Raw genomic sequence first — 21,795 nt, forward strand, 5'->3', positions numbered from 1 at the left:
AATAAAAAGTATCAAATCAAACGATAATTGTCAATTATTTAGATTAAATTCCCCTATAGTTTATGTTTAATCAACTAAAGAAAGTCAAACAAAAAGACACACGCAAAAACGCCGTCTTTTCTATTTACCCTATTCAGAAGGTACAACACCTAAAAATGCCTGAAAAACTTCATTTCCAAGCAATTTCCCTTTATGTGTAAGGGAAATTGAATCTTGATGATCATTTAATAGGCCTTTTTCTGTTTGTTCCTTGATCTGCAAACCAAACACTTTTGATAAAGGCATGCCAAACTTATCGTCAAATTTCTTTTTGCTCACTCCAGCAGATTTACGCAAGCCAAGAAAAAGTTCTTCCTCCATCTTTTCAGCTTCAGTTACTTGATGCTCATTCTGATAAGGAAAACCTGTATCTTCAATCAGCTGCATATATTTTTTTAAAGGACCTGCATTTGCACGCCGGATATTGCCTGTGTAACTGTGCGCTCCCGCTCCGATTCCGTAGTACTCATCATTATTCCAATAAGTAAGATTATGTCTGCTTTCATAACCGGGAAGCGCAAAATTGCTGATTTCATATTGATGGAAACCGTGCTGCTCCATAACTTCCATTAGATATTCATACATGATGGCTTCTTCTTCCTGAGGAGGAAGAGTCAGTCTTCCTTTAGACATTAAATTATAAAAGACCGTTTTGGGCTCAACAATAAGAGAATACGAAGAATAATGCTGGACATCCAGACCAAATCCGATCTTAAGCGAATCTTTGAAGTCGCTGATTGTCTGCCCCGGCAGCCCGTACATCAGGTCAATGCTTATATTGTCAAAGCCTGCTTTTTTTGCAAGCTCAATACTTTTCATAACATCAGCCGAACGGTGTGTGCGGCCAATTTTTTCAAGCAGCCCATCGTTAAATGTCTGCACGCCGAAGCTCAGGCGGTTTACTCCAAGGTCTCTCATCACTTTAAGCTTTTCATATGAAAGGTCGCCCGGATTAGCTTCTACTGCAAATTCATGTAAAGAAGGGAGTGGCTTAAATTCTTCATTTATAGCTTTCAGGAGCTTTTCCATTTGTTTTTCGTTTAAAGCAGTAGGCGTTCCTCCCCCAATAAAAATCGTTTCAAGGGATTCCGCCGGGTATTTTAAAAGAGTGTTTCTCATTTCCATTTGCATGCTGTCAAGGTACTCATCAACAGGCTGATTTTTCAAAAAGACCTTGTTAAAGTCGCAATAATGACAGATTTGTTCACAAAAAGGAATGTGAAGATATGCAGCTTTGACCATTTTTCTCACCTTCTAATAAAGAAGCCGCAGTGCGTTGACTGCGGCAAATGTTTTTTCTTACGTTATCATAGTTTAAGTTTGAATGTAAACGATCCTGAATTAATTGTCATCCATTTTCAGAACAGCCATGAAGGCTTCCTGAGGAACTTCTACAGAACCAACTGTTTTCATTCGTTTCTTTCCTTCTTTTTGTTTCTCAAGAAGTTTGCGTTTACGGGAAATATCTCCTCCGTAGCATTTGGCAAGAACGTTTTTGCGCATAGCTTTGATCGTAGATCGAGCAACAACTTTTTGGCCGATTGCAGCCTGAATAGGAACCTCAAATTGCTGGCGGGGAATCAATTCTTTTAACTTCTCTACAATGATTTTACCGCGGTCATAGGCTGAATCTCTGTGAACAATAAATGACAAGGCATCAATTTTCTCATTGTTGAGCAGGATATCCATTTTCACAAGCTGGGATGTTTTATATCCAATCAGCTCATAATCAAATGATGCATACCCTTTTGTGTTTGATTTTAATTGGTCAAAGAAATCATATACAATTTCAGATAATGGAAGTTCATAAACGATGCTTACTCTGTTTTCATCCAAATATTGCATGTCGATAAAGTTGCCTCGTTTATTTTGGCAAAGCTCCATCACTGCACCTACATAATCGTTTGGTACCATAACCGTGGCTTTCACGTATGGCTCTTCAATCCGGTCAATCTTTTGCGGATCAGGAAGATTTGATGGATTATCAATGCGGACTTCGCTTCCATCTGTTAAAAAGACATTGTAAATAACACTTGGGGCCGTTGTAATTAAATCGATTTTAAATTCACGTTCAATCCGTTCCTGGATAATTTCCATGTGCAGGAGACCAAGGAATCCGCAGCGGAAGCCAAAACCAAGAGCCTGAGATGTTTCCGGTTCATATTGAAGCGCAGAATCATTCAGCTCCAATCTTTCTAATGCCTCGCGAAGATCGTTGTATCTTGCAGTATCAATTGGATATAGACCGCAATACACCATTGGGTTTAATTTACGGTAGCCTGGAAGCGCCTCTGTTGCACCATTTTTCGCATCCGTAATCGTGTCCCCGACTCTTGTATCGCCGACATTTTTAATGGCAGCTGTTAAAAATCCAACATCACCTACATTTAATTCATCAAGCAAAAGAGCTTTAGGTGTAAAAACACCCACCTCTGTTACTTCAAATTCCTTGCCGGTTGCCATCATCTTGATTTTCTGTCCGACTTTAACTGAGCCCTCTACCACTCGAATATATGCTACTACACCGCGGTATGCGTCATATAAGGAGTCGAAGATAAGCGCTTTAAGCGGCGCATCAGGATCACCTTGAGGAGCAGGCACCTTTTCAACAACCTGTTCCAAAATTTCTTCAATTCCGATGCCAGCTTTAGCAGAAGCGAGAACAGCTTCTGAAGCATCAAGACCGATTACATCTTCAATTTCCTGGCGAACACGTTCAGGATCAGCACTTGGAAGGTCGATTTTGTTGATAATTGGCAGTATTTCCAGATCATTATCAAGAGCCAAATAAACATTCGCAAGGGTTTGCGCCTCAATTCCCTGAGCAGCATCAACTACCAATACAGCCCCTTCACATGCAGCCAGACTGCGGGAAACCTCGTATGTAAAATCGACATGTCCCGGTGTATCAATCAAATGGAAAATATATTCTTCTCCATCTTTTGCTTTATATCTTAATTGAACGGCATTTAATTTAATTGTTATTCCGCGTTCTCTCTCAAGATCCATTGAGTCAAGAAGCTGATTTTTCATTTCCCTTTGAGTCAACGCGGACGTTTTTTCAAGGATCCGATCCGCAAGCGTTGATTTGCCGTGGTCAATATGGGCAATAATCGAGAAATTTCGTATTTTGGATTGTCTATTTAATTTATCTTCTTTATTCTTCATAATCGTTCTATCACTCCTACTAAACTGGCCAATGCACTAAATTTAATTATATCAATAGGGGAAGTAACATTCAACAGGGAAAAGCGGAACGGCCCGTTTAGCTCCGACAGACAGATAAGGATCCGACAGAAAAGGCGCTTTTTGCCTTTACTGGCGGAGCCGTTCTGGCCGAGGAGTTGGGCGGTGGAGCTCGACAATGGGAAAAGCGGAACCGCCCGTTTAGCTCAGGCATGACAGATAAGGATCCGACAGAAAAGGCGCTTTTTGCCTTTACTGGCGGAGCCGTTCTGGCCGAGCGAGTTGGGCGGTGGAGCTGGACAATGAGAAAAACGGAACCGACTGTTCAGACTCGGGCAGACAGATAAGAATTCACCCGAAAAATCCTGGTTTGACTATCCTGAGGAAATTTGTTCTGGCATGAGGGGCCAGGAGTTATTTAACCGAAGCAGGTTTATCCGCTAAACAAATATGGGAAGCCCTAAAACGGACTTCCCTTAAGTATATTCAATGGATCCATTATTGAAACAGGCTTTCAACCAAACCCGCTAAAAATGTGATAAAGCCAGTTATGACTGCATTTGCAAGAGCAGCAAATTTTTTGCCCAGCTGGGAAAAGAAATTGAATGCTTCCATTTCTTCAAGTTTTTCCTGTTTTTCTTCGAGATTATGGCTGACGCCTAATACGGAAGCTTCCAATTCTCCTGATGAATCATTTTTCACTTCAAAAGCGCTGCTCAAATTCGGGTCTTCATACCCCTTCATTTTTACAAGACCTTGATTGGCCTGCTGCATTCCAAACAGAACACCAAGCAGCAATATTGAGCTTAGGACAAAGCACTTTAGCATGAATTTCATCATCATACTTCCCTCTAATCTATTTACCTTATTTTTTTTCAGCAGCTGAATCTGCATTCGCTTTTTCAGCCTGCCAGTAATATTCGCTGAAAATATCCGCTACTGCGTCTGCTGTTCGATTCAATTCATCAAGGTTATTATCAATTCCGCCGAATTCAATTAACATGGCGTTTTGAGTCAGGTCCTGATTATACAGGCTGTTTGATCCTGGTGAATCCTTAAGAAAAACTCCTCTGCTGAGTCCTGGGTATTTCGCTTCTATTCTATTATGAAGCTCTGATGCCAGCTGTTTGTTTTTGTCATGCAGCGGATTCTTTCCTCCGATGACAAATGCCACCTTGGCATATTTTTTCCCGTTAATATCAGCTGTTGTAACTTTATACCGCTGAGAATCACGGTGGATATCGATTACATACTCCAGCTCTTTATTCCCTGCCATCGCCGTTTCGACCGTCGGCCTGGACATAGAGTAGGCTTTTGTAAAAGACCAGCCTTTTTCATTCAGCTTCTTCATGAAATTGGTTTTATCAACGTTTGTTCCTATTCCCTGATCTTCAAGCGATTTTCCGAGCCTGTCTCCAACGAGAGTTACATTTGCTTCAGAATGATAAGCACTGTTTGCATTTTTCACATCTTTTAACATAGGCAAATAGGATTCTGTTGTATGTGTATGGTAAATATAAACAACTTTGCGTTCGCCTGTTGTCGCTATTGGCGGTGTTTTGGACTGATCGGGCTGATCGTCTGCCCCTTTTAAGTCAGCGATTGATGCTTCCCGCTCCTCTAACAGCACCTCTGTCGGCGGCGGTGATTCAATAGGCATCGTTGTATAATCCGTACCTTCTCCTGCAACTACGATTTCGCTGTCAAACAGGGTGAATCCGGGGAGTTCCCTTCCAAGGAGACTCCGCGGATCCTCTGGATTAATGCTTGTAGCCGCTTTAAAAAATAACGAAGAAAAACTTGGAGGTTTAGCCTCTTTAGGCAAATCCTGAACAAAATAGCGATTTTCAAAACCAAGCAGATGAATAAAAGAATCACCTGTAATATTATTTGTTAATTCATTAATTGATTTAGATGTGATCCTATATTCAGGTTTTAGGGAAGTAAGCGCGCCTGAAAGCAAAAATACGAGCATAAACCCGATAAAGCTGAGTGCAAATCCTTTTTTCAAGCTTGTCCCATTCAGAGTCACTATTATTCCGCGATTATTCCGAGAATGCTTCATCTTCTTTCCTCCTTCAAAGCTTGCCTGCTTAACTATATGCAGGAGCCGGAGAAAGTAGACTATATTTTAATGGGTATATGACCTCGCGTTGCTGCTGTCCACCTGCTGATGAAGTGCCTCATTCAGTCCATTTGCAACTACAGTTGCCATGTCTTCAATAAATGTATCCACTTCTTTTGGAGTCACCATTAAATTATGTCCAAGCGGAGATAGAACTTCATGAATCAGTCTTCTTTTTTCTTCATCTTCAAGAGTTCCAATAATCCCAAGGAACTGCTGTCTATGTTCATCAGAAGGAAGATCTTCATCAGAAAGCACCCTCTTTTCTCCAAATGACATCCCGGCGGGAGTGAGCGACTTAGAAGGGCGGTCTCCTTCCTTCATCTCTCTTCCGAAGTGCTTTAAGATAAAGTCAATCGTATCACTTGTGATTGATACCGCATCTACAACCGTCGGAATACCAAGCGCAATAACAGGTATGCCCAAAGTGTCCATGCTCAACTCTTTCCGTTTGTTTCCAACGCCAGATCCGGGATGAATGCCGGTGTCTGAAATTTGAATAGTTGTATTTACACGCTCTATCGATCTTGCAGCCAGCGCATCAATGGCAATGACAAAATCCGGTTTGCTTTTTTCAATAATGCCGGTAATAATATCACTTGTTTCAATCCCGGTAATTCCCATTACTCCAGGTGAAATAGCGCTTACCGGCCTGAAGCCTTCCTGCACATTTTCAGGCTGAAGCTGAAATAAATGACGTGTAACAAGAAGGTTTTCGACAACACGGGGACCAAGCGAATCTGGTGTTACATTCCAGTTGCCGAGTCCCACAACTAAACAGCTTGCATCCTTTGGAATCTTCAGACCATCCATAAAACTGCTGAATTCTTTTGCAAATATGTCGACAACCTGATTTTGCAATGCTGTATCTTTTTGGCGAATCCCCTGCACTTCAAGTGTCAAGTAATTTCCCGGCTTCTTTCCCGTAAGCTCTGCACCCTTTTCTGTAATTTGAAGAGATGTTATTTTAACTCCATTATCGTCCCGCTCTTTGACAATAACGCCTTCAATCTCGGGTGATTTCTTTTCGGGCTCAGATGTTTTAGATTCAGATGCCATATCACGTGCTTCAATGGCCAAATCTGTTCTGACTGAATACATACTCAAATCTAAAGGTTCTTTCACTATCATAACCTCCTGGCTGCATAGTCTTTCTTATTCTGTATTTTTGCCTTAATTTGCAGGTTTCATTCTTGACAGATATAAGCCGTGATAATTTCCTTTACAATTATATTGCAATCTATATGTCCGTTTGATAAAATATCACTTGTTCTTATTATTGATGAAAATGTCGAGTATAATAGATCTCGAATGCTTTTTAGGAGGTGAAACGAATGCCAAACATCAAATCTGCAATCAAACGCACAAAAACTAACGCTGAGCGCAATGCACACAATGTTACAATCAAATCTGCAATGCGTACTGCTATTAAAAGAGTAGAAGCTCTAGTTGTTAACAATGATGCTGACAATGCAAAAGCTGCACTAGCTGTAGCTTCTAAAAGAATTGACAAAGCTGCTCAAAGTGGTCTAATCCACAAAAACGCTGCTGCTCGTTACAAATCTCGTTTAACGAAATCTGTAAACGGTCTTTCAGCATAATAAAAAAATCCTCTTCCCGAGAAGAGGATTTTTTTTATGGACTTTATTTGAATAAGCGGAGTAAAAATAATTCAACAGCAAGTCTTTTGTCCATTTTTCCGGTTTTCATTTCATAGTCTGCCTCACCAAGCTGTTTCATGATCGATGTCAGTTCTGAGGTTTGAAAAAGCTGCGCCTGCTGCATGGCTAGTTTCACACGGAATGGGTGCACCTTGAGGTTTCCCGCAATTTGCTGCTGTCCATATCCCAGAACAGACAGTTCTTTCACTTGAAGAATCAGTCTGAATTGATTAATCAGCAAAGATAATATTTTTATCGGTTCCTCGTTTGCTTTCAGCAAATCATAAAAAATCTGCATGGCACGAGTTCTGTCTTTGCGGATAACCTTCTCAATCAATTCAAAAATATTCTGCTCAAGTGTTCTTGAAACAAGTGCAGAAACAATGTCCTCCCTTATTATTCCGCCTTCACCCGTATATGTACTCAACTTTTTCATTTCTTGTGAGATGGCCATTAAGTTTCCGGCTGTCAGCATATAAAGCTGATCTCTTGCTGAATTTTCAAGTGCAATGGCATTTGCATCTGCCAGTTCATTCATCCATTTCTTTGTTTCATGCTCAGAAAATCCATTCATCTCTACAGCTTCTGTCATTTTTTTGACAGCTTTTGTAATTTTTTTTCGTTCATCAAGCTTTTCAAATGGGGCCACAATAACCAAAATGGTATATGGAGCAGGACTTTTTAAATATTCCTCTAATTTATCAATGCGGTGTTCTATTTTTTCTTTCTTCTTTTCACTCGTTAAAAATTGAGGATTCTTAAGAATAACCACTCTTTTTTCACCTAGAAAAGGAAGTGTTTCTGCATCCTCAATGGCGGACTCCAATGGGACCTCTGACAGGTCATACTGCGCAAGATTAAAATCAATCTCTGAAGGATCCAGTGCAGCTTCAATAATAAGCTGAACGGTTTCCTGAATAAGGTAAGATTCCTTTCCAAGAAGCAGGTATGCCGGCTTCAGCTGTTTATTTTTTATATCTTTCCAGACATTTGATATCATTTTATCACCCAGTTTCAATCATTCTTTTCTAATCGTATCGGTACCCTGCCTGTTTAGCAAGTGCGGATTATATAAATGGGCAAAATGAATAGGGAACAGGCTCAGCCGGTTCCCATATATATAAACGCCACCGCATATGCCCCAGGATACATGTGCAGGTAAGCGATCAATATGTTGTATATATTTTTCTCACTCTGATCGGTTAATATATGTGTAAAGTGTTGTCAAAACCTGATTGGAAAATGATAGATTTTTTAAATGATTTGGCTTATACTATAAGGCATATAGGAGGGGTAAATTGTGAATGAATTTGAAAAGAATGTTCAAAGCAAACGCAACGATGCAGTAGACTCAGGAGTAGGATTTGTCGTTTCTTTTGGCTTTTTTGCCACTATTTTCGTATTAGCGACAGTTATTAAGTTAATCGGTTCATGACAACCCTTACATAGAGACTGCAGAGCAGTCTCTTTTTCATTGTCTAGCTCTAGCACCTGACTTCTCTTTCAGAACGGATCTGCCTCACATAGCTGCCGTTTTTTTATTGCAAAAATCATTTATCTGATACGCTATCGTATGGAGGCTGAACGGAAAACGTTCCACTATCTCCATTAAATTTAAAAGTAATCGAACCATGATCCTTCGTTTGAAGAATTTCCATCCCGTATTTCTGAAGCAGCCCGATCACTTCATTATGAGGATGATTATACCGGTTGTTCTCCCCTGCTGAAATCAAAGCAATCCTAGGCTGAAGCTGCTTTAAAAACAAATCTGAAGTAGACCCCTTGCTTCCATGATGTCCAATCTTTAATACATCGGTTTTTAATCCTTTATATTTTTCTAAAATACGCTTTTCTCCTTCGTGCTCAAGATCACCCGTAAACAGCCACTTTAAGCCCCCAATCTTAGCAAATATAACGAGTGAATCGTTATTTTCACTCTCTGACAAATTGATTGGAGATAAGATGTTCAATTTGAAAAATGAGTCAGATACAGCGTCCCCGCTTTTCAATACGGATACCTCCGTTCCTGTACTTTTCGCTTTATCAATGATTTTCTGCTCAAATTCTCCTCTTAAAAAACCTAATGGCACAATCAACTCTATGACACGAATTTCATCAAGAAGTTTGGTAACCTCTCCCGCATGATCTGCATCTCCATGAGTCAAAATCAATTTATCAAGTGTTCTTTTGCCTTTTGATTTCAGGAAAGGAATAAGGGTATCTTCAGAAATCGAATATGGATTGCTTTTTTCTTTCCATTTTTCCTGATTAAATGAGAGGATTCCGCCCGTATCAATTAAGTATGTCCCCTGATTATGCGGTGCTGAGAGATAAATGGAATCACCCTGACCGACATCAAGCATCACGATCTCGCCTGTCCTTACGAAATACTCCGATTCGTGCTGATAAAAAAGGAGAAGAACAATGAATAAAACGAATAGCCGCATTTCTTTCAATCGATTTGACTTCTCGTAAACGATAAAAGCCAGGCATAGGAAAACGATGAAAAGAAAAAGAAACGGAAAAGATGGCTTGCCAAACAGAAGCATGAAGGAAGGCAAGCTGTTGATAAACAGAACTATGTTATTGCTTATTTTCAGCAAAAAATCCGTTACGGCGATGAGGAATGAGCCTAATGGAGAAAAAATATGCATCCCAAACACTGAGGCCAGTGATAAAGGGAGAATGACGACAGAGTAAAACGGCACAAATAGAATATTCATTGGCAGGCTTAAAAGGGAAATTTGATAAAAACTGTACAAAATAATTGGAAGGGATGCGAACAGGGCTACTGAAGAAACTGCCAGCAGCTGATAAAAGCGGATTGTGATTTTTGATAAAGTCTTTGCTGACAGGATAAGAGCAATACTTACAGAAAAGGACAATTGAAATCCAACATTAAATAAATAATATGGATCAGCAGCTAGCAGAACAAGAAACGTAACAGAAATAACATCAATCGTGGAAAGCTGCAGCCTCATTTGTTTTGATGCAAGATAAAGCATGCTCATCCCTGCAGCCCTGAGAACAGAGGGCGCTCCTCCAGCGATTATGCAGTAAACCGGCAGCGACAGGATTAAAAGAAGTTTCGTTTTTTCATGCGTCATTCCTGTTCTGATCAAGATATAGTAGAGCCCGGAAACTAAAATTCCGACATGGAGACCGGAGATTGCAAGCAAATGGACGATGCCCAGCTCCTGATATGCCTTGTTTATATCCTCGGAAATTTGAGAACGTTCCCCGTACAAAAGAGCTTGTACAATCCCTTTGGATTCCTCCGGAAAAACATCAGAAATAAATTGAATACCATCTTGTCTGTATTCTTTCAATTTTTCTAATAATGTTTTTTCTGGATTCCTGCATAGATGAATAGAATCGGCAGTCAGCACCCAATGGATTCGATTGTATTTTAGATAATCTGAATAATCAAAAGCATTCGGGTTCGTTGCATGTTTAGGGGGCTTTAATTCCCCCTTAAATGTACAGGATGTACTGATTTCCAATAGCTTGAACCTGTTTTTCTCTTCCTCTGATCTGAAATAGTATACGGCAATTATCCTTTCTTTGTTTACATTTATAACCCCTTTCAATTGATTCCCGTCTATTTCCGGAAATTCAGCGAATTTGCCTTGAACGGTAATTCTGCCCTCAGCGAATCCTGAAACATTGCCTTTTTCTACTGCGGAAAAATGAAGAATGAAGAGAGTGAAAATGGCCATACAGCCAATCAGCAAAGTCATTTTTTTGCGTAAAAGAAGATGTGCATAAAAGAGAAGAATAATGAAGAGGGAAATCGGGTGGAATGGAAATTTTGCAGCAGCAACGGCTAAACCGGCTGCTGCCGCAAAATAGATGAGCTTTCCTTGATAGCTTATTTTAGTCATGCCGAAATTATACGTTGCTTTTGAACAGCTTTTTTGCTTTTTCTAAAAGCGTATTCCGGTCAGCGTCATCATTTAATTTTCCAAGCAATTCATCAATAAATTTTCTCTGTTCAGAAGCTAAAGGGTCCGAATTCGCCTCAACCTGCTCTACATGAACACCTGCATGTTCAAACAGCTCGGCTGCATACGGGTGATTTTTGTAGCTTTCAGCAAAATAGACCTTTTTGATGCCGCTTTGAATAAGGGCTTTGCAGCATTGCAGACAAGGAAAATGTGTCACATATATTTCTGCTCCTTCGGTCGGCACGCCAAATTTAGCACATTGCAGTAAAGCATTCATTTCTGCATGAATGGTTCTCACACAGTGATTATCGATGACATAGCATCCCTCATCAATGCAATGGACACCTCCTGCAATCGAACCGTTATATCCTCCGGCAATAATGCGCTTGTCCCTGACGATTGTTGCTCCTACTGCAAGGCGTGTACATGTGCTTCTTAGGGCAAGCAGATGACTTTGCGCCATAAAATACTGATTCCAGGAAATTCTGTTCATGTTATCCCCCATTTATAGTAGTAGCTATTGCTCTTCCTTTAGTGTATCGATAGAAGGAAAAGCCCGTCAATTCATTTTACAGTAATACTGTCTTTTAATTTTTCGAATGATTTTTCTCCTATTCCTGTAACGTTCTTGAGATCCTCAATCGTTTTAAATCCCCCCGCTTCTTCCCGGTAAGAAAGAATGGCTTCCGCCTTTGCCGGGCCAATTCCTGTAAGCGTTTGGAGCTCTTCTGCTGTTGCTTTATTTAGATTGACCTTCTGTTCTCCCGCGTCAACTCCAGCTGCTGCAGGCAGCAGAACGTTATCTTCTGCTGTCTCTCCGCGTTTTGGGATATAGACAACCATTCCGTCTTCAAGCATCGCTGCAAGATTGATTTGGACGGCATCCGCAGCTTTCGTTAAGCCGCCAGCTTTTTCAATAACATGATGAAACCTTTCTCCATTCTTCATTTCATATACACCAGGCTTTTGAACTTCCCCTTTTACATCAACAATGACTGTCTGCTCTTCATTGGCAGCATCTGAATCAGGCTCGTCTTCTAAAACCTGTTCTCCGGTTAATAAAGCAGCTTCATCTTCGTCCATTTGAGAGCTTTGTACGGCAGGAATTGAGTTTTGCTGCGTTTGATACAGAAACAGCGCTGCAGCAATTCCTATTAAACCAAGCAAGTATTTATATTTTTTTAGAATTTCCATTCATTACTCCTTCATGTGATTCATATTTGTTCAACTTATTTCATAAAGTGTAGGAGAAAGTATGTTAAAGGAGGGGATGAAACATTGAACGCAGGCTTTATTGGAACAGGGAATATGGGGAAAATATTAATTGAAGCGTTTATTGAATCGAATGCACTTAAGCCCTCAGCCATTCATATTACGAATCGTACGTTTGAGAAAGCTGCAAACCTGAAAAAACAGTATCCAAGAATTAACTTATATTTAACACCTGAAGAAATCGCTCGGCAATCTGAGCTTATTTTTATATGCGTAAAGCCGCTTGACATTCACCCCCTTTTAGTTAAATTATCACCCTACTTACGAAAAGATCAGTGCATTATCTCGATAACCAGTCCCATTAATGTTGAGCAGCTTCAGTCTATTGTTAATTGTCAGGTCGCCCGTGCCATACCAAGCATTACAAACCGGGCTCTATCAGGTGTTTCTTTACTTACTTATGGAAACTGCAGTCCATCTATGCGGAGGTCAATCGAAGAATTATTTCAGGCCATTTCAAACCCTTTTACAATTGAAGATCACATAACAAGAGTTTCATCCGATATTGTCAGCTGCGGTCCGGCCTTTTTCAGCTATCTTCTCCAAAGATTTATTGATGCGGCAGTCAGAGAAACGGAAATTACAAAACATCAGGCTGTCCAATTAACGAGTGAAATGGTAATAGGGCTTGGAAAGCTTTTAGAGAGCGAACTGTATACACTTCCAACATTACAGGAGAAGGTATGTGTAAAAGGAGGAGTAACAGGCGAAGGCATCAGTGTAATGGAAGCAGAGATTGGTGAGGTGTTTGAACACTTATTTCAGAGAACCCACAGGAAATACAATGAAGACTTAAGAGAGGTAAAAGAACAATTCGAAAGGTATGAGTGATACCTAAGGAATTCTCCATTCAAATTATATTTTCCTTCCTGCCAATAAAAAAACCATCGGAAAAATCTTAACGTGTTGACTTGTATAATAATATTATTTTATTCAGCACAAATCGCAGATAATACAAGAGTAAATTCACAATACAATTCACAAAAAAGAGCTTGGATATTTTACCAAGCTCTTTTTCATTTCTTGCTATCTTTTTTTTATTTAAGTAACTTTATTTCCCTTTAATATCTTCGTCACTTTTGTATTCTAAAAGATCTCCTGGCTGACATTCTAAAGCCTTACAAACTGCCTCTAAAGTTGATAACCGAATCGCTTTTGCCTTTCCATTTTTCAATATAGAAAGATTCGCCATCGTTATTCCAACCCTCTCCGATAGTTCTGTAACGCTCATTTTCCTTTTAGCCAGCATCACATCAATATTGATTATAATTGCCATGTCATTCACCTCAGACCGTTAAATCATTTTCTGATTTTATATCTATAGCATTTTTTAATAGGCTTTGAAGAACAGCAGCAAAGACTGCAATCACCATTGAAGCAAAAATAACGACCAATCCGATTAATATGATACCTGGGGCGTCGTCTATCTCCGCCATGAGATAAAAGAGCGGCATGCCTGCCACATACAAGATACTGATTGTGATTGCACAGTATTTTATATTTTTTAAAGCTCCTACAGATAATTCCGAGAAAGCTTTGTTCTTGTCAATATAGCTTAAAAGTTTAAAAGCTTGAAATAGAGCAAAGTAAAAAGGTATCGCCGTTACATACAAATAGATTAAAACGAGATATTTCATATAAGAAATATTTGGAAACAATTCTTCTGCAAACTTCGCTATCTCAGGCACCACAAAGATGCACAAAGCAAGAATCGGAACTCCAATAAGAATAACAGCTATCTTTAAAAAGAGTGTTGACACTCGTTTCATAAAAAGCACCTCACTTATTTATTGTCAATTTGACACTAACACATATTTTATCGTTTTACAATAAAACATTATTCATTTTCAGTATATTTTTATTGCTATAAAAACACTTTTAATTTTAGACAATAATAAAAAGCTTTCCTCATTTCACAGAAATGCTCAATAACATAAACCTATCCAATTTAAAACTTGTTCAAAATTAAATTCACATAAACTCCAATAATTGTTACTATATACGATAAATCTTGTACAAATTCATGTGTGAAAATATGCATATTTTATGAAAGAATACTTTTAACTCAACAAAAAACGCACGGTGAATTTCAATGCGAAATTCCGTGCGTTTTCCTTTGTTATTTAATGTTTGCACCTCTGAAGGTAAACCCCTAAAAAAATCCGATGATTTTTATTTCTTTGCAGCAACAAAAAAGATTCTCTCAGATTGTTGTTCAGGAGGCTGATTTTTAAAATCTGCACTGACCTCAAGCAAAGTAAATCCAGCTTGAACAAGCATTTCTTCATATTGCTTAACAGAATAAGTTCTTTGAGTATGATATTCATCGAATCGTTCATACATTGAGCCCCTTCTTACAAAAAAGGACAAATCATGTTCAATGCTGTCCGGCGCATCTCCAATAAAGCTGTTCCATATATAGCTGACTTCATCGTTATTATCAGCAAATGTTGCTTCATTAAATATTTCATGTATTTTGTATAATGAATGCACATCAAAAACAAGAATCCCGTCTGGAGCAAGCTGATCAAATACAGCATGCAATGCAGCATGAACATCTTCTTCCGACTGAAGGTAATTAAGTGAATCACAGCATATGAAGATGCCGTCAAATAATTGTCCAAGTTCACCCGGGAATCTCATATCATGCTGAAAATAAGGAATGCTTAATCCCAATTCAGCCGTTTTCTGAAAGGCAATCGAAAGCATTTCTTCACTGATATCCATACCTGTAACATGGTAACCTTTTTGTTTCAGCCTGATGGAAATTTCTCCAGTTCCGCAGCCTAAATCAAGCACATTGGTGCCGCCATTTCCGAACTTGGACATCCTTTCATGAAGAAATTCTGTCCAACGCGTATAAGGAGCCTCTTTCATCAGTTCATCATAAATCTCGGCAAACCCTTTATAAATCATTGTGAAAGGACACTCTCCAGATTTTCAGAAGGTGCATCTCCCCAAAGCTTTTCAAGCTTGTAATAGTTGCGCTCGTCTTTATGGAAGACGTGTGCAACTACATCACCCATGTCAATCAGCACCCATCGTGCTTCATCAAACCCTTCCAGACGTTTCACTTCAATGCCGTTTTTTCCCGCCTGATCCTTCATCTCTCGTGCAATTGCCTGCACTTGTTTGTCTGAATTTCCGTGACAAATTAAGAAGTAATCAGCAATTAATGAGATTCCTTCCATTTTCAGAGCTACGATATCTTCTCCTCTTTTGTCATCTGCTGCTTTTGCTACAATTTCCAACGTTTCTTTACCAGTCAATATAATGTTCCTCCTTTTTCTTCAAAAACCAAAAAATTATAAGATTGCAGAGTCTGCGGATAGATTGGCTGATTTTTTTTCAGCAAAAATAAAATCGTATTTTTCATCGACACTATCAGCGCTTTGTTTAAATCGTTCTTTGCAAGTTCTCTTACTTCATCTGCACCGGGAAAGATTCTGCCCGGTTCAATATAATCTGCTACGTATATAACTTTATCAAGCAATGTCATATTTTCTCTTCCTGATGTATGATACCTGATTGCATCCAGAATTTCTTTATCCTTAATTCCTGCTTCTTTTTCTGCAAGATAAGCACCAACAGGAGCATGCCAAAGTTCCGGACTGTGAATCAACAATTCCTTAGTCATATTCTGCTCGATAATGATTTGTTTCATCTCATCTTTACTGCGAAACTTTGCATAGTCATGAAAAATGGCAGCTGTCTCGGCTTTTTTCACATCCGCTCCATATAGCCTTGCGAGTACAATTGCCGTTTCCATTACCCCGATTGTATGCTCATATCTGTGATCTGTTAAATGTTCCTTCACTAGTGCTAATGCTTTTTCACGTTCCATATAAGTGATTCTCCTCAATATAGCCTCTCACTTCATCCGGCAGTAAATAATCTGTCGTATGTCCGTGTCTTATCCGCTCTCTAAGCATAGTAGAAGATACTTCAAAGATTGGCGCATCGACTTCAATGACTGGATATTCTGTATCTGATTCAAAGCCTGCACGTTTAACGCCAACAAATTGAACAAGTTCAATCAGCTGATCAATTTTATGCCATTTGGGCAGAAACTCTATCATGTCTGCTCCAATAATAAAGTAAAACGAGCAGTCTGGATATTGGTTTTTCAGCAATATAATTGTATCGTATGTGTACGACGGGCCATTTCTCTCAAATTCAATGCTCTGCACCTTAAATCCTGGCCGCTTTTCTGTACACAACTGAAGCATGTGCAGCCTATGTATGCTGTCAGTTGTGACTTCACTGTCCTTGTGGGGCGGATTTTGGTTTGGCATAAACCAAATTTCATGAAGATGAAGAGAATGCAATACTTCACTTGCCATTAATAAGTGCCCAAAATGGGGAGGATCAAATGTACCTCCAAATATTCCGATTTTCCTCATCATCTCCACCTCTCTATTTATCTAGGCAGCTTAAGTTGTTTATTTTCTTTTGATTCTTTATATAAAACAATTGTATTGCCGATCACTTGAACAAGCTCAGCTTTTGCCCCTTTTGACAGCGCTTCTGCTACTGAATCGCGATCCTCTTCACAGTTCTGAAGAATACTGACCTTAATCAATTCTCTGACTTCAAGCACATCGGCGATCTGCTGGATCATATTTTCATTAACCCCGCCCTTGCCCACTTGGAAAATCGGGTTTAAATGATGTGCTTCTGCACGTAAAAAACGTTTCTGTTTACCAGTTAACATGTAAATCCTCCTAATTGTTCGTAAACTAATTCACTCATTCTTGCTGTATCCGGCTTTTCACCGGTCCATATTTCAAATGAAAGAGCCGCCTGATGAACAAACATCCCGACTCCATTCAATGTTTTTGCTCCGGCCACTTCTGCTTCCTTTAAAAGGGCTGTCTTCACAGGATTATAGACGATGTCACTCACAATAGAACCTTTTTTAAGGTTTGTCACCTCAAACGGCTTCTGCGAAGTATTCGGGTGCATCCCGATCGAAGTTGTCTGAATGATGACATCAAAGTTTGAAAGTCTTTTCTCTGACTCGCTGAGCGAAAGAACACTTCCGGCACTTCCAGCAGGACACTCCTCCATAAGCTGCTCTGCTTTTGTAAGGGTTCTGTTGGCAAGATCAATGTTCCCGCAGCCCTCAGCAGCCAGAGTGAAGTAAATCGCTCTTGCCGCTCCGCCTGCGCCAATAATTAAATACCTCTGCTCGTGCAGAGGTTTGTTCATAAGAGGTTTTAAAGACTGTAAATATCCCTGACCATCTGTATTATACCCAACTAAACAGCCATCTTTATTCAGAACGGTATTAACCGCTCCGAGGAGTTCAGCACTCTTATCAAGCTTATCTAAAAATGGGATAATAGAAACCTTATGCGGAATTGTCACATTAAAACCTGCTATTCCTAAAGCCTTCATTCCTGCTATCGCAGCCTGTAAATCATCTTTCTCAACATGAAAAGCATGATAGGAAGCTTTTATCTTTTTTTGCAAAAAAGCATCATTGTGTATAAGCGGTGACATGGAATGCCCGACAGGACATCCAATCAGTCCATATACTCTATTCATAAAGTCACACCCAATCAGATTAATGATGGTCTTAATGTAACATTTACACCTTTAGGGGCATACGCCGTTACTTTCTTGTTCCCTTCGTTTACCGTCACCCAGCCAAGTCCGGAGAAAACAATATCTGTTTTATCTTCCTTGATTGTAAATTCATGTGCAGTAAGTTCAGGGAATTCTTCCAGCTGCTCCATTCTTGGAGGCGTAAGCATATCGCCTGCGTGCCTTTTGTACAGATCATCTGCATTTTCCTGTTTCGTCCGATGTATATTCAGTTCGGAAGGGACATAGCATGTCAAAGAAGTTCTTCCGCCGCTTATATAATCCAGGCGTGCAAGTCCGCCGAAGAATAAAGTCTGCATTTCATTTAATTGAAAAACCTTTGGCTTGACTTCCTTCTTGGGAGACAAAAGCCTGAGGTCGTTTTTATCCACGAAATGAGCCATTTGATGATGATTAATGATTCCAGGTGTATCATATAATGATGACCCGTCATCAAGCGGAATCTCAATTAAATCGAGAGTAGTACCTGGGAAGTGAGAGGTCGTAATAACGTCTTTTTCTCCCGATACCTCTTTAATAATCCGGTTAATAAAAGTAGATTTTCCAACATTCGTACAGCCCACTACATATACATCCTGACCTTCGCGGTATTGCTCAATCGCATCGGTTACTTCCGGAATGCCCTGTCCTCTCGCAGAACTGATCAGAAAAACATCAACAGGATTTAATCCAAATTCCTTCGCTTCACGCTTCATCCAGCTGATTAATTTTTGCTTCTTAACGGATTTTGGCAAGATATCCGCTTTATTTCCAACAAGCAAAATTGGATTTCCTCCAACGAAACGCTGAAGACCATTCAGCCAGCTTCCGTTGAAATCAAAAATATCCACGATTTTCACGACAAGAGCATTTGTATCTCCTATACCGTGCAGAATCTTCAGGAAATCTTCATCAGTTAATGAAACATCTTGTATTTCATTGTAATTTTTCAGACGAAAGCATCTTTGGCAAATAATAACTTCCTTTTGCAGGGCACTCTCAGGCGCATATCCAAGCTCGTCTTGATTTCCCGTTTGAATCTTTACACCGCAGCCAATGCAAACAAATTGTTCTTCTATCACTAGTTTAATCCTCCCATTGAATTAAGCCTTTTCTTTTAAGAGCAGCTAAAATTCTGCGTTCAATTTTACGGTTAAACCTTGTTACAAGACCATCCGTAGAAGCAACTGGCACAACTAAAATGGTATGAAAACCATTGCGGTTTCCTCCGAGAACGTCTGTTAAAAGCTGGTCACCAATGACAACCACATCTTTTTTTTCCAAATTCATATTCTTCACAGCTCGTCTGAATGCTTTGCCCATAGGCTTTCTCGCTTTATATATAAATGGAATGTTTAGCGGGTCTGAAAATGATTTCACCCGTTTTTCTACATTATTAGAGACAATGGTTACAGCGATTCCATGATCTTTCACATCTTTAAACCATTCAATCAGCTTTGGTGTAGCGCTAGGACGGTCCCACTCCACAAGGGTATTATCCAAGTCTGTAATAATCCCTTTCACTCCGCGCTCTTTTAGAGCAGTTGGCGATATTTCAAAGATATTTTTTACATATTCACCGGGCAGGAATAGTTTTAACATTATATAAACACCTCATCGAACATTTTTTGGCCAAATTACATCATATCTGATTTTACACGTTCTTTCAAAAGAAACTTGACATCCGAGGAAATCAATTGGTAGTATTCAATAAATTTTTCGACAAAATTTGTAAAAAATCAACACCTGTGGATAAGATTATGCACATTATACACTCATATAAAATCCTCTACTTAAGAAATTATAAACAAGATATTAACAGCTTATCCACCATCTTCTGTGGATAAGAGAACGATTGTTCTATTTTTTAATTCATGTTAGATTTAATTTACTAGCAGAAAATAACATATTAGTATATGCATGGTGTTGATATATAGAACCCTTACCTTATCCATAATTGGAGGTGCAAGCCGGAAATTCGGCGAAAAGTGATGCGTAAACTATCTGATGAACTATTGATTGAATCGTATTTTAAAGCAACAGAGATGAATTTAAGCGAAGATTTTATTGAATTGATTAAAATTGAAATTAAACGCCGCTCTCTGACTCACGTTTTAAAAGCGTCCAGCTAGCTTTTAAAGCGTGAAGTCCCCTCTTTTCATTTTTTCACAGCCAATACCTCTCCTGCTTTTACTTCCTTCTTCAGTGCAACTGAATCTGCAAAATCAGTTTTGTGTTTTTCAAACAGCAGAACAACTGTAGATCCAAAAGAAAAATAAGCCAGTTCTTCTCCTTTTTGCACCTTTTCATTAGCATGAGTTAATTGAATCGTATTTATAAACATCGCACCTACTTTTACAACCGCAAGATGATTATGATCTTCTTCTTTAATTTCTGTTATAGTCCGGAAATTCTTTGACAGTGGTGATTTTCCGTACATTAAACCCCAGCTGTTAACGGGATAAGATTTATTCCCCAGCTCATACTGTTTAACAACCGTTCCCGAAGCCGGACTATGTATGCGGTGATAATGGCTCGGACTCAAATACAGAACAATAAACGAACCATTTATATATTTTTCTGCTAAAGCAGGATCTTCAAGCATATCATGAATAGAATAAGGCTGATCTTTGACAATAATGGCATCATGTGAAGAAATAGTGCCAAATTGTTCAATGACGGCATCAACAGGACTTATGATATGATTTTGGTTATTATCAAATGTTCTTGCATTTTCTTTTAATTCCCGAATAAAAAAATCATGCAGAGACGGATAGGCATCCATCTGCTTTTTAGCTTCATTTACGTTGACTTGATAAATCTTTGCATAAGACGGAATAATAAAACGGCTGCGGGATGATTCAGCAAATTTCATGATAAACTTTGAAACCGGAAGAGAGTTTGTTAATTCAATTAGATATTGGTACAGTTTTCTTTTCAATTTAGTCCTCCAAAAAAAATTACTTTACTACATTGATTTTGATGCATAGAATAAAAGTAGGATTTATTGGTCATTTATGCAATTATAAGGAAGTGCAATTATGTTTTTTATAAGTTATGTAGACGCAACAGTAAAAAAAATAAAAGCAAATACTGCTAATCTGCTTACCCTCGTAAATCTCGGCCTTGGCGGTTTTGCGATTCTGTATACAATAAATGATGTCTTAAACTTAAGTCTATTGCTTATTTTTCTCGCAGCACTTGCAGACCGGTTTGATGGGATGGTTGCCAGAAAGTTTAATATTGAATCCGAACTCGGTAAGCAATTGGATTCAATGAGTGATATTATATCATTTGGTGTAGCCCCCGCACTACTTCTTTATAAAGGAATTCTTTTTGAGTTGGGTGCACCAGGCGCATTTTTTATCGTCTTATACATTGGATGCGGCGCTTTCAGACTGGCAAGGTTTAACATATCAGACAACTGCGGCTTCTTCAATGGGCTTCCAATTACAGCAGCAGGGTGTATACTGACGTTAAGCTATCTATGGAAGGATTTCATGCCGGCTTCCAATTACATCTTTTTGCTTATGATTTTATCATTTTGTATGATTGCTTCATTCAAAGTCAAAAAAATGTAGAAACACCTCATTCGATGAGGTGTTTTTTTTGGCTATTTGCAGTAGTTATTGTAGTAATAGCCTCCTCCAAGAACAAGGAGGAGAATCAGCAGAACCACAATAAAGGCATACCAGTAGCCAAAACCGGTGTATGGTGCATAAGGATATGGGTACGGATATAAAGCTGGCGGTCCATAAAAGGGTGAACACGAGCGCATTAGAATGACCTCCTTTATCTGACTTTACTGATAAAATATGTGACATGCATCTGCTTTGTATAGGCAGCTGCCATCCATTACAGCGTTTTCACCTGGTTTTCAAAAAAATTGTGCCTATTTTGTGAAAAAAGGGTTTACAATATCTTCTATCGTGGATATAATTACCAATGTAATCAAATTTATGAAAAGGGAGGTCGA

Annotated in this window: 27 protein-coding genes; 6 read left to right on the plus strand and 21 right to left on the minus strand. The window is 39.1% G+C overall.

Annotated features, from left to right (window positions below):
• Positions 1–129 precede the first annotated feature (129 nt).
• Together hemW and lepA are read right to left on the minus strand one after the other, a co-directional pair.
• Positions 130–1,281 carry a radical SAM family heme chaperone HemW gene (gene hemW, locus K8L98_RS17990; protein WP_223436814.1) on the minus strand — a complete coding sequence of 384 codons (1,152 nt, stop codon included), beginning with the start codon at positions 1,279–1,281 and terminating at the stop codon, positions 130–132.
• Between the two features lie 99 nt (positions 1,282–1,380).
• The gene (gene lepA / locus K8L98_RS17995) at positions 1,381–3,207 is read right to left on the minus strand and encodes a translation elongation factor 4 (RefSeq protein WP_223436815.1); all 1,827 of its coding nucleotides are present in this window, start codon (positions 3,205–3,207) and stop codon (positions 1,381–1,383) included.
• Between the two features lie 176 nt (positions 3,208–3,383).
• Between lepA and K8L98_RS18000 the strand changes: the two genes are divergently transcribed.
• Complete coding sequence (locus K8L98_RS18000; protein ID WP_243550977.1) at positions 3,384–3,572, plus strand: hypothetical protein; 189 nt, start codon at positions 3,384–3,386, stop codon at positions 3,570–3,572.
• Between the two features lie 151 nt (positions 3,573–3,723).
• Here the strand turns inward: K8L98_RS18000 and K8L98_RS18005 are convergent, their stop codons facing one another.
• The 3 genes from K8L98_RS18005 to gpr form a co-directional block, all read right to left on the minus strand.
• A complete protein-coding gene (locus K8L98_RS18005) occupies positions 3,724–4,065 on the minus strand; it encodes a YqxA family protein (protein WP_223436817.1) in 342 nt (113 codons plus the stop codon).
• A 25-nt stretch (positions 4,066–4,090) separates the two neighbouring features.
• Complete coding sequence (gene spoIIP / locus K8L98_RS18010; protein ID WP_223436819.1) at positions 4,091–5,290, minus strand: stage II sporulation protein P; 1,200 nt, start codon at positions 5,288–5,290, stop codon at positions 4,091–4,093.
• A 66-nt stretch (positions 5,291–5,356) separates the two neighbouring features.
• Positions 5,357–6,475: a GPR endopeptidase gene (gene gpr / locus K8L98_RS18015; RefSeq protein ID WP_223436820.1), complete on the minus strand. Its 1,119-nt coding sequence runs from the start codon at positions 6,473–6,475 to the stop codon at positions 5,357–5,359.
• Positions 6,476–6,684: 209 nt separating this feature from the next.
• Here gpr and rpsT point away from each other — a divergent pair, with 209 nt between their 5' ends.
• Positions 6,685–6,951, plus strand: coding sequence for a 30S ribosomal protein S20 (gene rpsT / locus K8L98_RS18020; protein WP_070874389.1), 267 nt, complete (start codon positions 6,685–6,687; stop codon positions 6,949–6,951).
• A gap of 43 nt (positions 6,952–6,994) precedes the next feature.
• On the opposite strand, the gene holA is transcribed toward rpsT, so the two are convergent.
• Positions 6,995–8,011 carry a DNA polymerase III subunit delta gene (holA, locus tag K8L98_RS18025; RefSeq protein ID WP_223436822.1) on the minus strand — a complete coding sequence of 339 codons (1,017 nt, stop codon included), beginning with the start codon at positions 8,009–8,011 and terminating at the stop codon, positions 6,995–6,997.
• A gap of 300 nt (positions 8,012–8,311) precedes the next feature.
• Here holA and K8L98_RS18030 point away from each other — a divergent pair, with 300 nt between their 5' ends.
• Positions 8,312–8,446 (plus strand): YqzM family protein, encoded by a 135-nt coding sequence (locus K8L98_RS18030; protein WP_223436824.1) that lies wholly within the window; start codon positions 8,312–8,314, stop codon positions 8,444–8,446.
• A 115-nt stretch (positions 8,447–8,561) separates the two neighbouring features.
• Here the strand turns inward: K8L98_RS18030 and K8L98_RS18035 are convergent, their stop codons facing one another.
• The 3 genes from K8L98_RS18035 to K8L98_RS18045 form a co-directional block, all read right to left on the minus strand.
• On the minus strand, positions 8,562–10,895 hold the full coding sequence (locus tag K8L98_RS18035; protein ID WP_223436825.1) for a DNA internalization-related competence protein ComEC/Rec2: 2,334 nt from the start codon (positions 10,893–10,895) through the stop codon (positions 8,562–8,564).
• A 7-nt stretch (positions 10,896–10,902) separates the two neighbouring features.
• Positions 10,903–11,451, minus strand: a complete 549-nt coding sequence (locus tag K8L98_RS18040) for a ComE operon protein 2 (protein WP_223436827.1) — start codon at positions 11,449–11,451, stop codon at positions 10,903–10,905.
• 71 nt (positions 11,452–11,522) lie between these two features.
• Complete coding sequence (locus tag K8L98_RS18045) at positions 11,523–12,152, minus strand: helix-hairpin-helix domain-containing protein (RefSeq protein WP_223436829.1); 630 nt, start codon at positions 12,150–12,152, stop codon at positions 11,523–11,525.
• 84 nt (positions 12,153–12,236) lie between these two features.
• On the opposite strand from K8L98_RS18045, the gene comER reads away from it, so the two are divergent.
• The gene (gene comER / locus K8L98_RS18050; protein ID WP_223436830.1) at positions 12,237–13,061 is read left to right on the plus strand and encodes a late competence protein ComER; all 825 of its coding nucleotides are present in this window, start codon (positions 12,237–12,239) and stop codon (positions 13,059–13,061) included.
• Between the two features lie 220 nt (positions 13,062–13,281).
• Here comER and K8L98_RS18055 read toward each other — a convergent pair whose 3' ends face one another.
• The 10 genes from K8L98_RS18055 to K8L98_RS18100 form a co-directional block, all read right to left on the minus strand.
• Positions 13,282–13,506, minus strand: coding sequence for a helix-turn-helix domain-containing protein (locus K8L98_RS18055; RefSeq protein ID WP_223436832.1), 225 nt, complete (start codon positions 13,504–13,506; stop codon positions 13,282–13,284).
• 10 nt (positions 13,507–13,516) lie between these two features.
• Positions 13,517–13,999: a DUF2975 domain-containing protein gene (locus K8L98_RS18060; protein WP_223436834.1), complete on the minus strand. Its 483-nt coding sequence runs from the start codon at positions 13,997–13,999 to the stop codon at positions 13,517–13,519.
• A gap of 403 nt (positions 14,000–14,402) precedes the next feature.
• A complete protein-coding gene (locus K8L98_RS18065; protein ID WP_223436836.1) occupies positions 14,403–15,146 on the minus strand; it encodes a class I SAM-dependent DNA methyltransferase in 744 nt (247 codons plus the stop codon).
• The gene (rsfS, locus tag K8L98_RS18070; RefSeq protein WP_223436837.1) at positions 15,143–15,499 is read right to left on the minus strand and encodes a ribosome silencing factor; all 357 of its coding nucleotides are present in this window, start codon (positions 15,497–15,499) and stop codon (positions 15,143–15,145) included. Before rsfS ends, K8L98_RS18065 begins: the two co-directional genes overlap by 4 nt.
• On the minus strand, positions 15,496–16,074 hold the full coding sequence (gene yqeK / locus K8L98_RS18075) for a bis(5'-nucleosyl)-tetraphosphatase (symmetrical) YqeK (protein WP_223436839.1): 579 nt from the start codon (positions 16,072–16,074) through the stop codon (positions 15,496–15,498). Before yqeK ends, rsfS begins: the two co-directional genes overlap by 4 nt.
• A complete protein-coding gene (locus tag K8L98_RS18080; RefSeq protein ID WP_223436841.1) occupies positions 16,064–16,633 on the minus strand; it encodes a nicotinate-nucleotide adenylyltransferase in 570 nt (189 codons plus the stop codon). Before K8L98_RS18080 ends, yqeK begins: the two co-directional genes overlap by 11 nt.
• Positions 16,634–16,650: 17 nt before the next feature.
• Positions 16,651–16,944 (minus strand): ribosome assembly RNA-binding protein YhbY, encoded by a 294-nt coding sequence (yhbY, locus tag K8L98_RS18085; RefSeq protein ID WP_223436843.1) that lies wholly within the window; start codon positions 16,942–16,944, stop codon positions 16,651–16,653.
• Positions 16,938–17,780: a shikimate dehydrogenase gene (gene aroE / locus K8L98_RS18090; protein ID WP_223436845.1), complete on the minus strand. Its 843-nt coding sequence runs from the start codon at positions 17,778–17,780 to the stop codon at positions 16,938–16,940. The genes yhbY and aroE overlap by 7 nt, the downstream gene beginning before the upstream one ends.
• Positions 17,781–17,794: 14 nt before the next feature.
• A complete protein-coding gene (gene yqeH, locus K8L98_RS18095) occupies positions 17,795–18,898 on the minus strand; it encodes a ribosome biogenesis GTPase YqeH (protein ID WP_420828880.1) in 1,104 nt (367 codons plus the stop codon).
• Between the two features lie 7 nt (positions 18,899–18,905).
• On the minus strand, positions 18,906–19,424 hold the full coding sequence (locus K8L98_RS18100) for a YqeG family HAD IIIA-type phosphatase (protein WP_223443571.1): 519 nt from the start codon (positions 19,422–19,424) through the stop codon (positions 18,906–18,908).
• Between the two features lie 386 nt (positions 19,425–19,810).
• On the opposite strand from K8L98_RS18100, the gene sda reads away from it, so the two are divergent.
• The gene (gene sda, locus K8L98_RS18105; protein WP_223436849.1) at positions 19,811–19,951 is read left to right on the plus strand and encodes a sporulation histidine kinase inhibitor Sda; all 141 of its coding nucleotides are present in this window, start codon (positions 19,811–19,813) and stop codon (positions 19,949–19,951) included.
• A gap of 26 nt (positions 19,952–19,977) precedes the next feature.
• Here sda and K8L98_RS18110 read toward each other — a convergent pair whose 3' ends face one another.
• The gene (locus K8L98_RS18110; protein WP_223436850.1) at positions 19,978–20,760 is read right to left on the minus strand and encodes a phosphatidylserine decarboxylase; all 783 of its coding nucleotides are present in this window, start codon (positions 20,758–20,760) and stop codon (positions 19,978–19,980) included.
• A gap of 100 nt (positions 20,761–20,860) precedes the next feature.
• Here K8L98_RS18110 and pssA point away from each other — a divergent pair, with 100 nt between their 5' ends.
• Complete coding sequence (gene pssA / locus K8L98_RS18115) at positions 20,861–21,400, plus strand: CDP-diacylglycerol--serine O-phosphatidyltransferase (RefSeq protein ID WP_223436852.1); 540 nt, start codon at positions 20,861–20,863, stop codon at positions 21,398–21,400.
• A 32-nt stretch (positions 21,401–21,432) separates the two neighbouring features.
• Here the strand turns inward: pssA and K8L98_RS18120 are convergent, their stop codons facing one another.
• Positions 21,433–21,597 carry a hypothetical protein gene (locus tag K8L98_RS18120; protein WP_223436854.1) on the minus strand — a complete coding sequence of 55 codons (165 nt, stop codon included), beginning with the start codon at positions 21,595–21,597 and terminating at the stop codon, positions 21,433–21,435.
• Positions 21,598–21,795: the final 198 nt, after the last annotated feature.

It is taken from the genome of Metabacillus dongyingensis (assembly GCF_019933155.2).
Lineage (GTDB): Bacteria > Bacillota > Bacilli > Bacillales > Bacillaceae > Bacillus_P > Bacillus_P dongyingensis.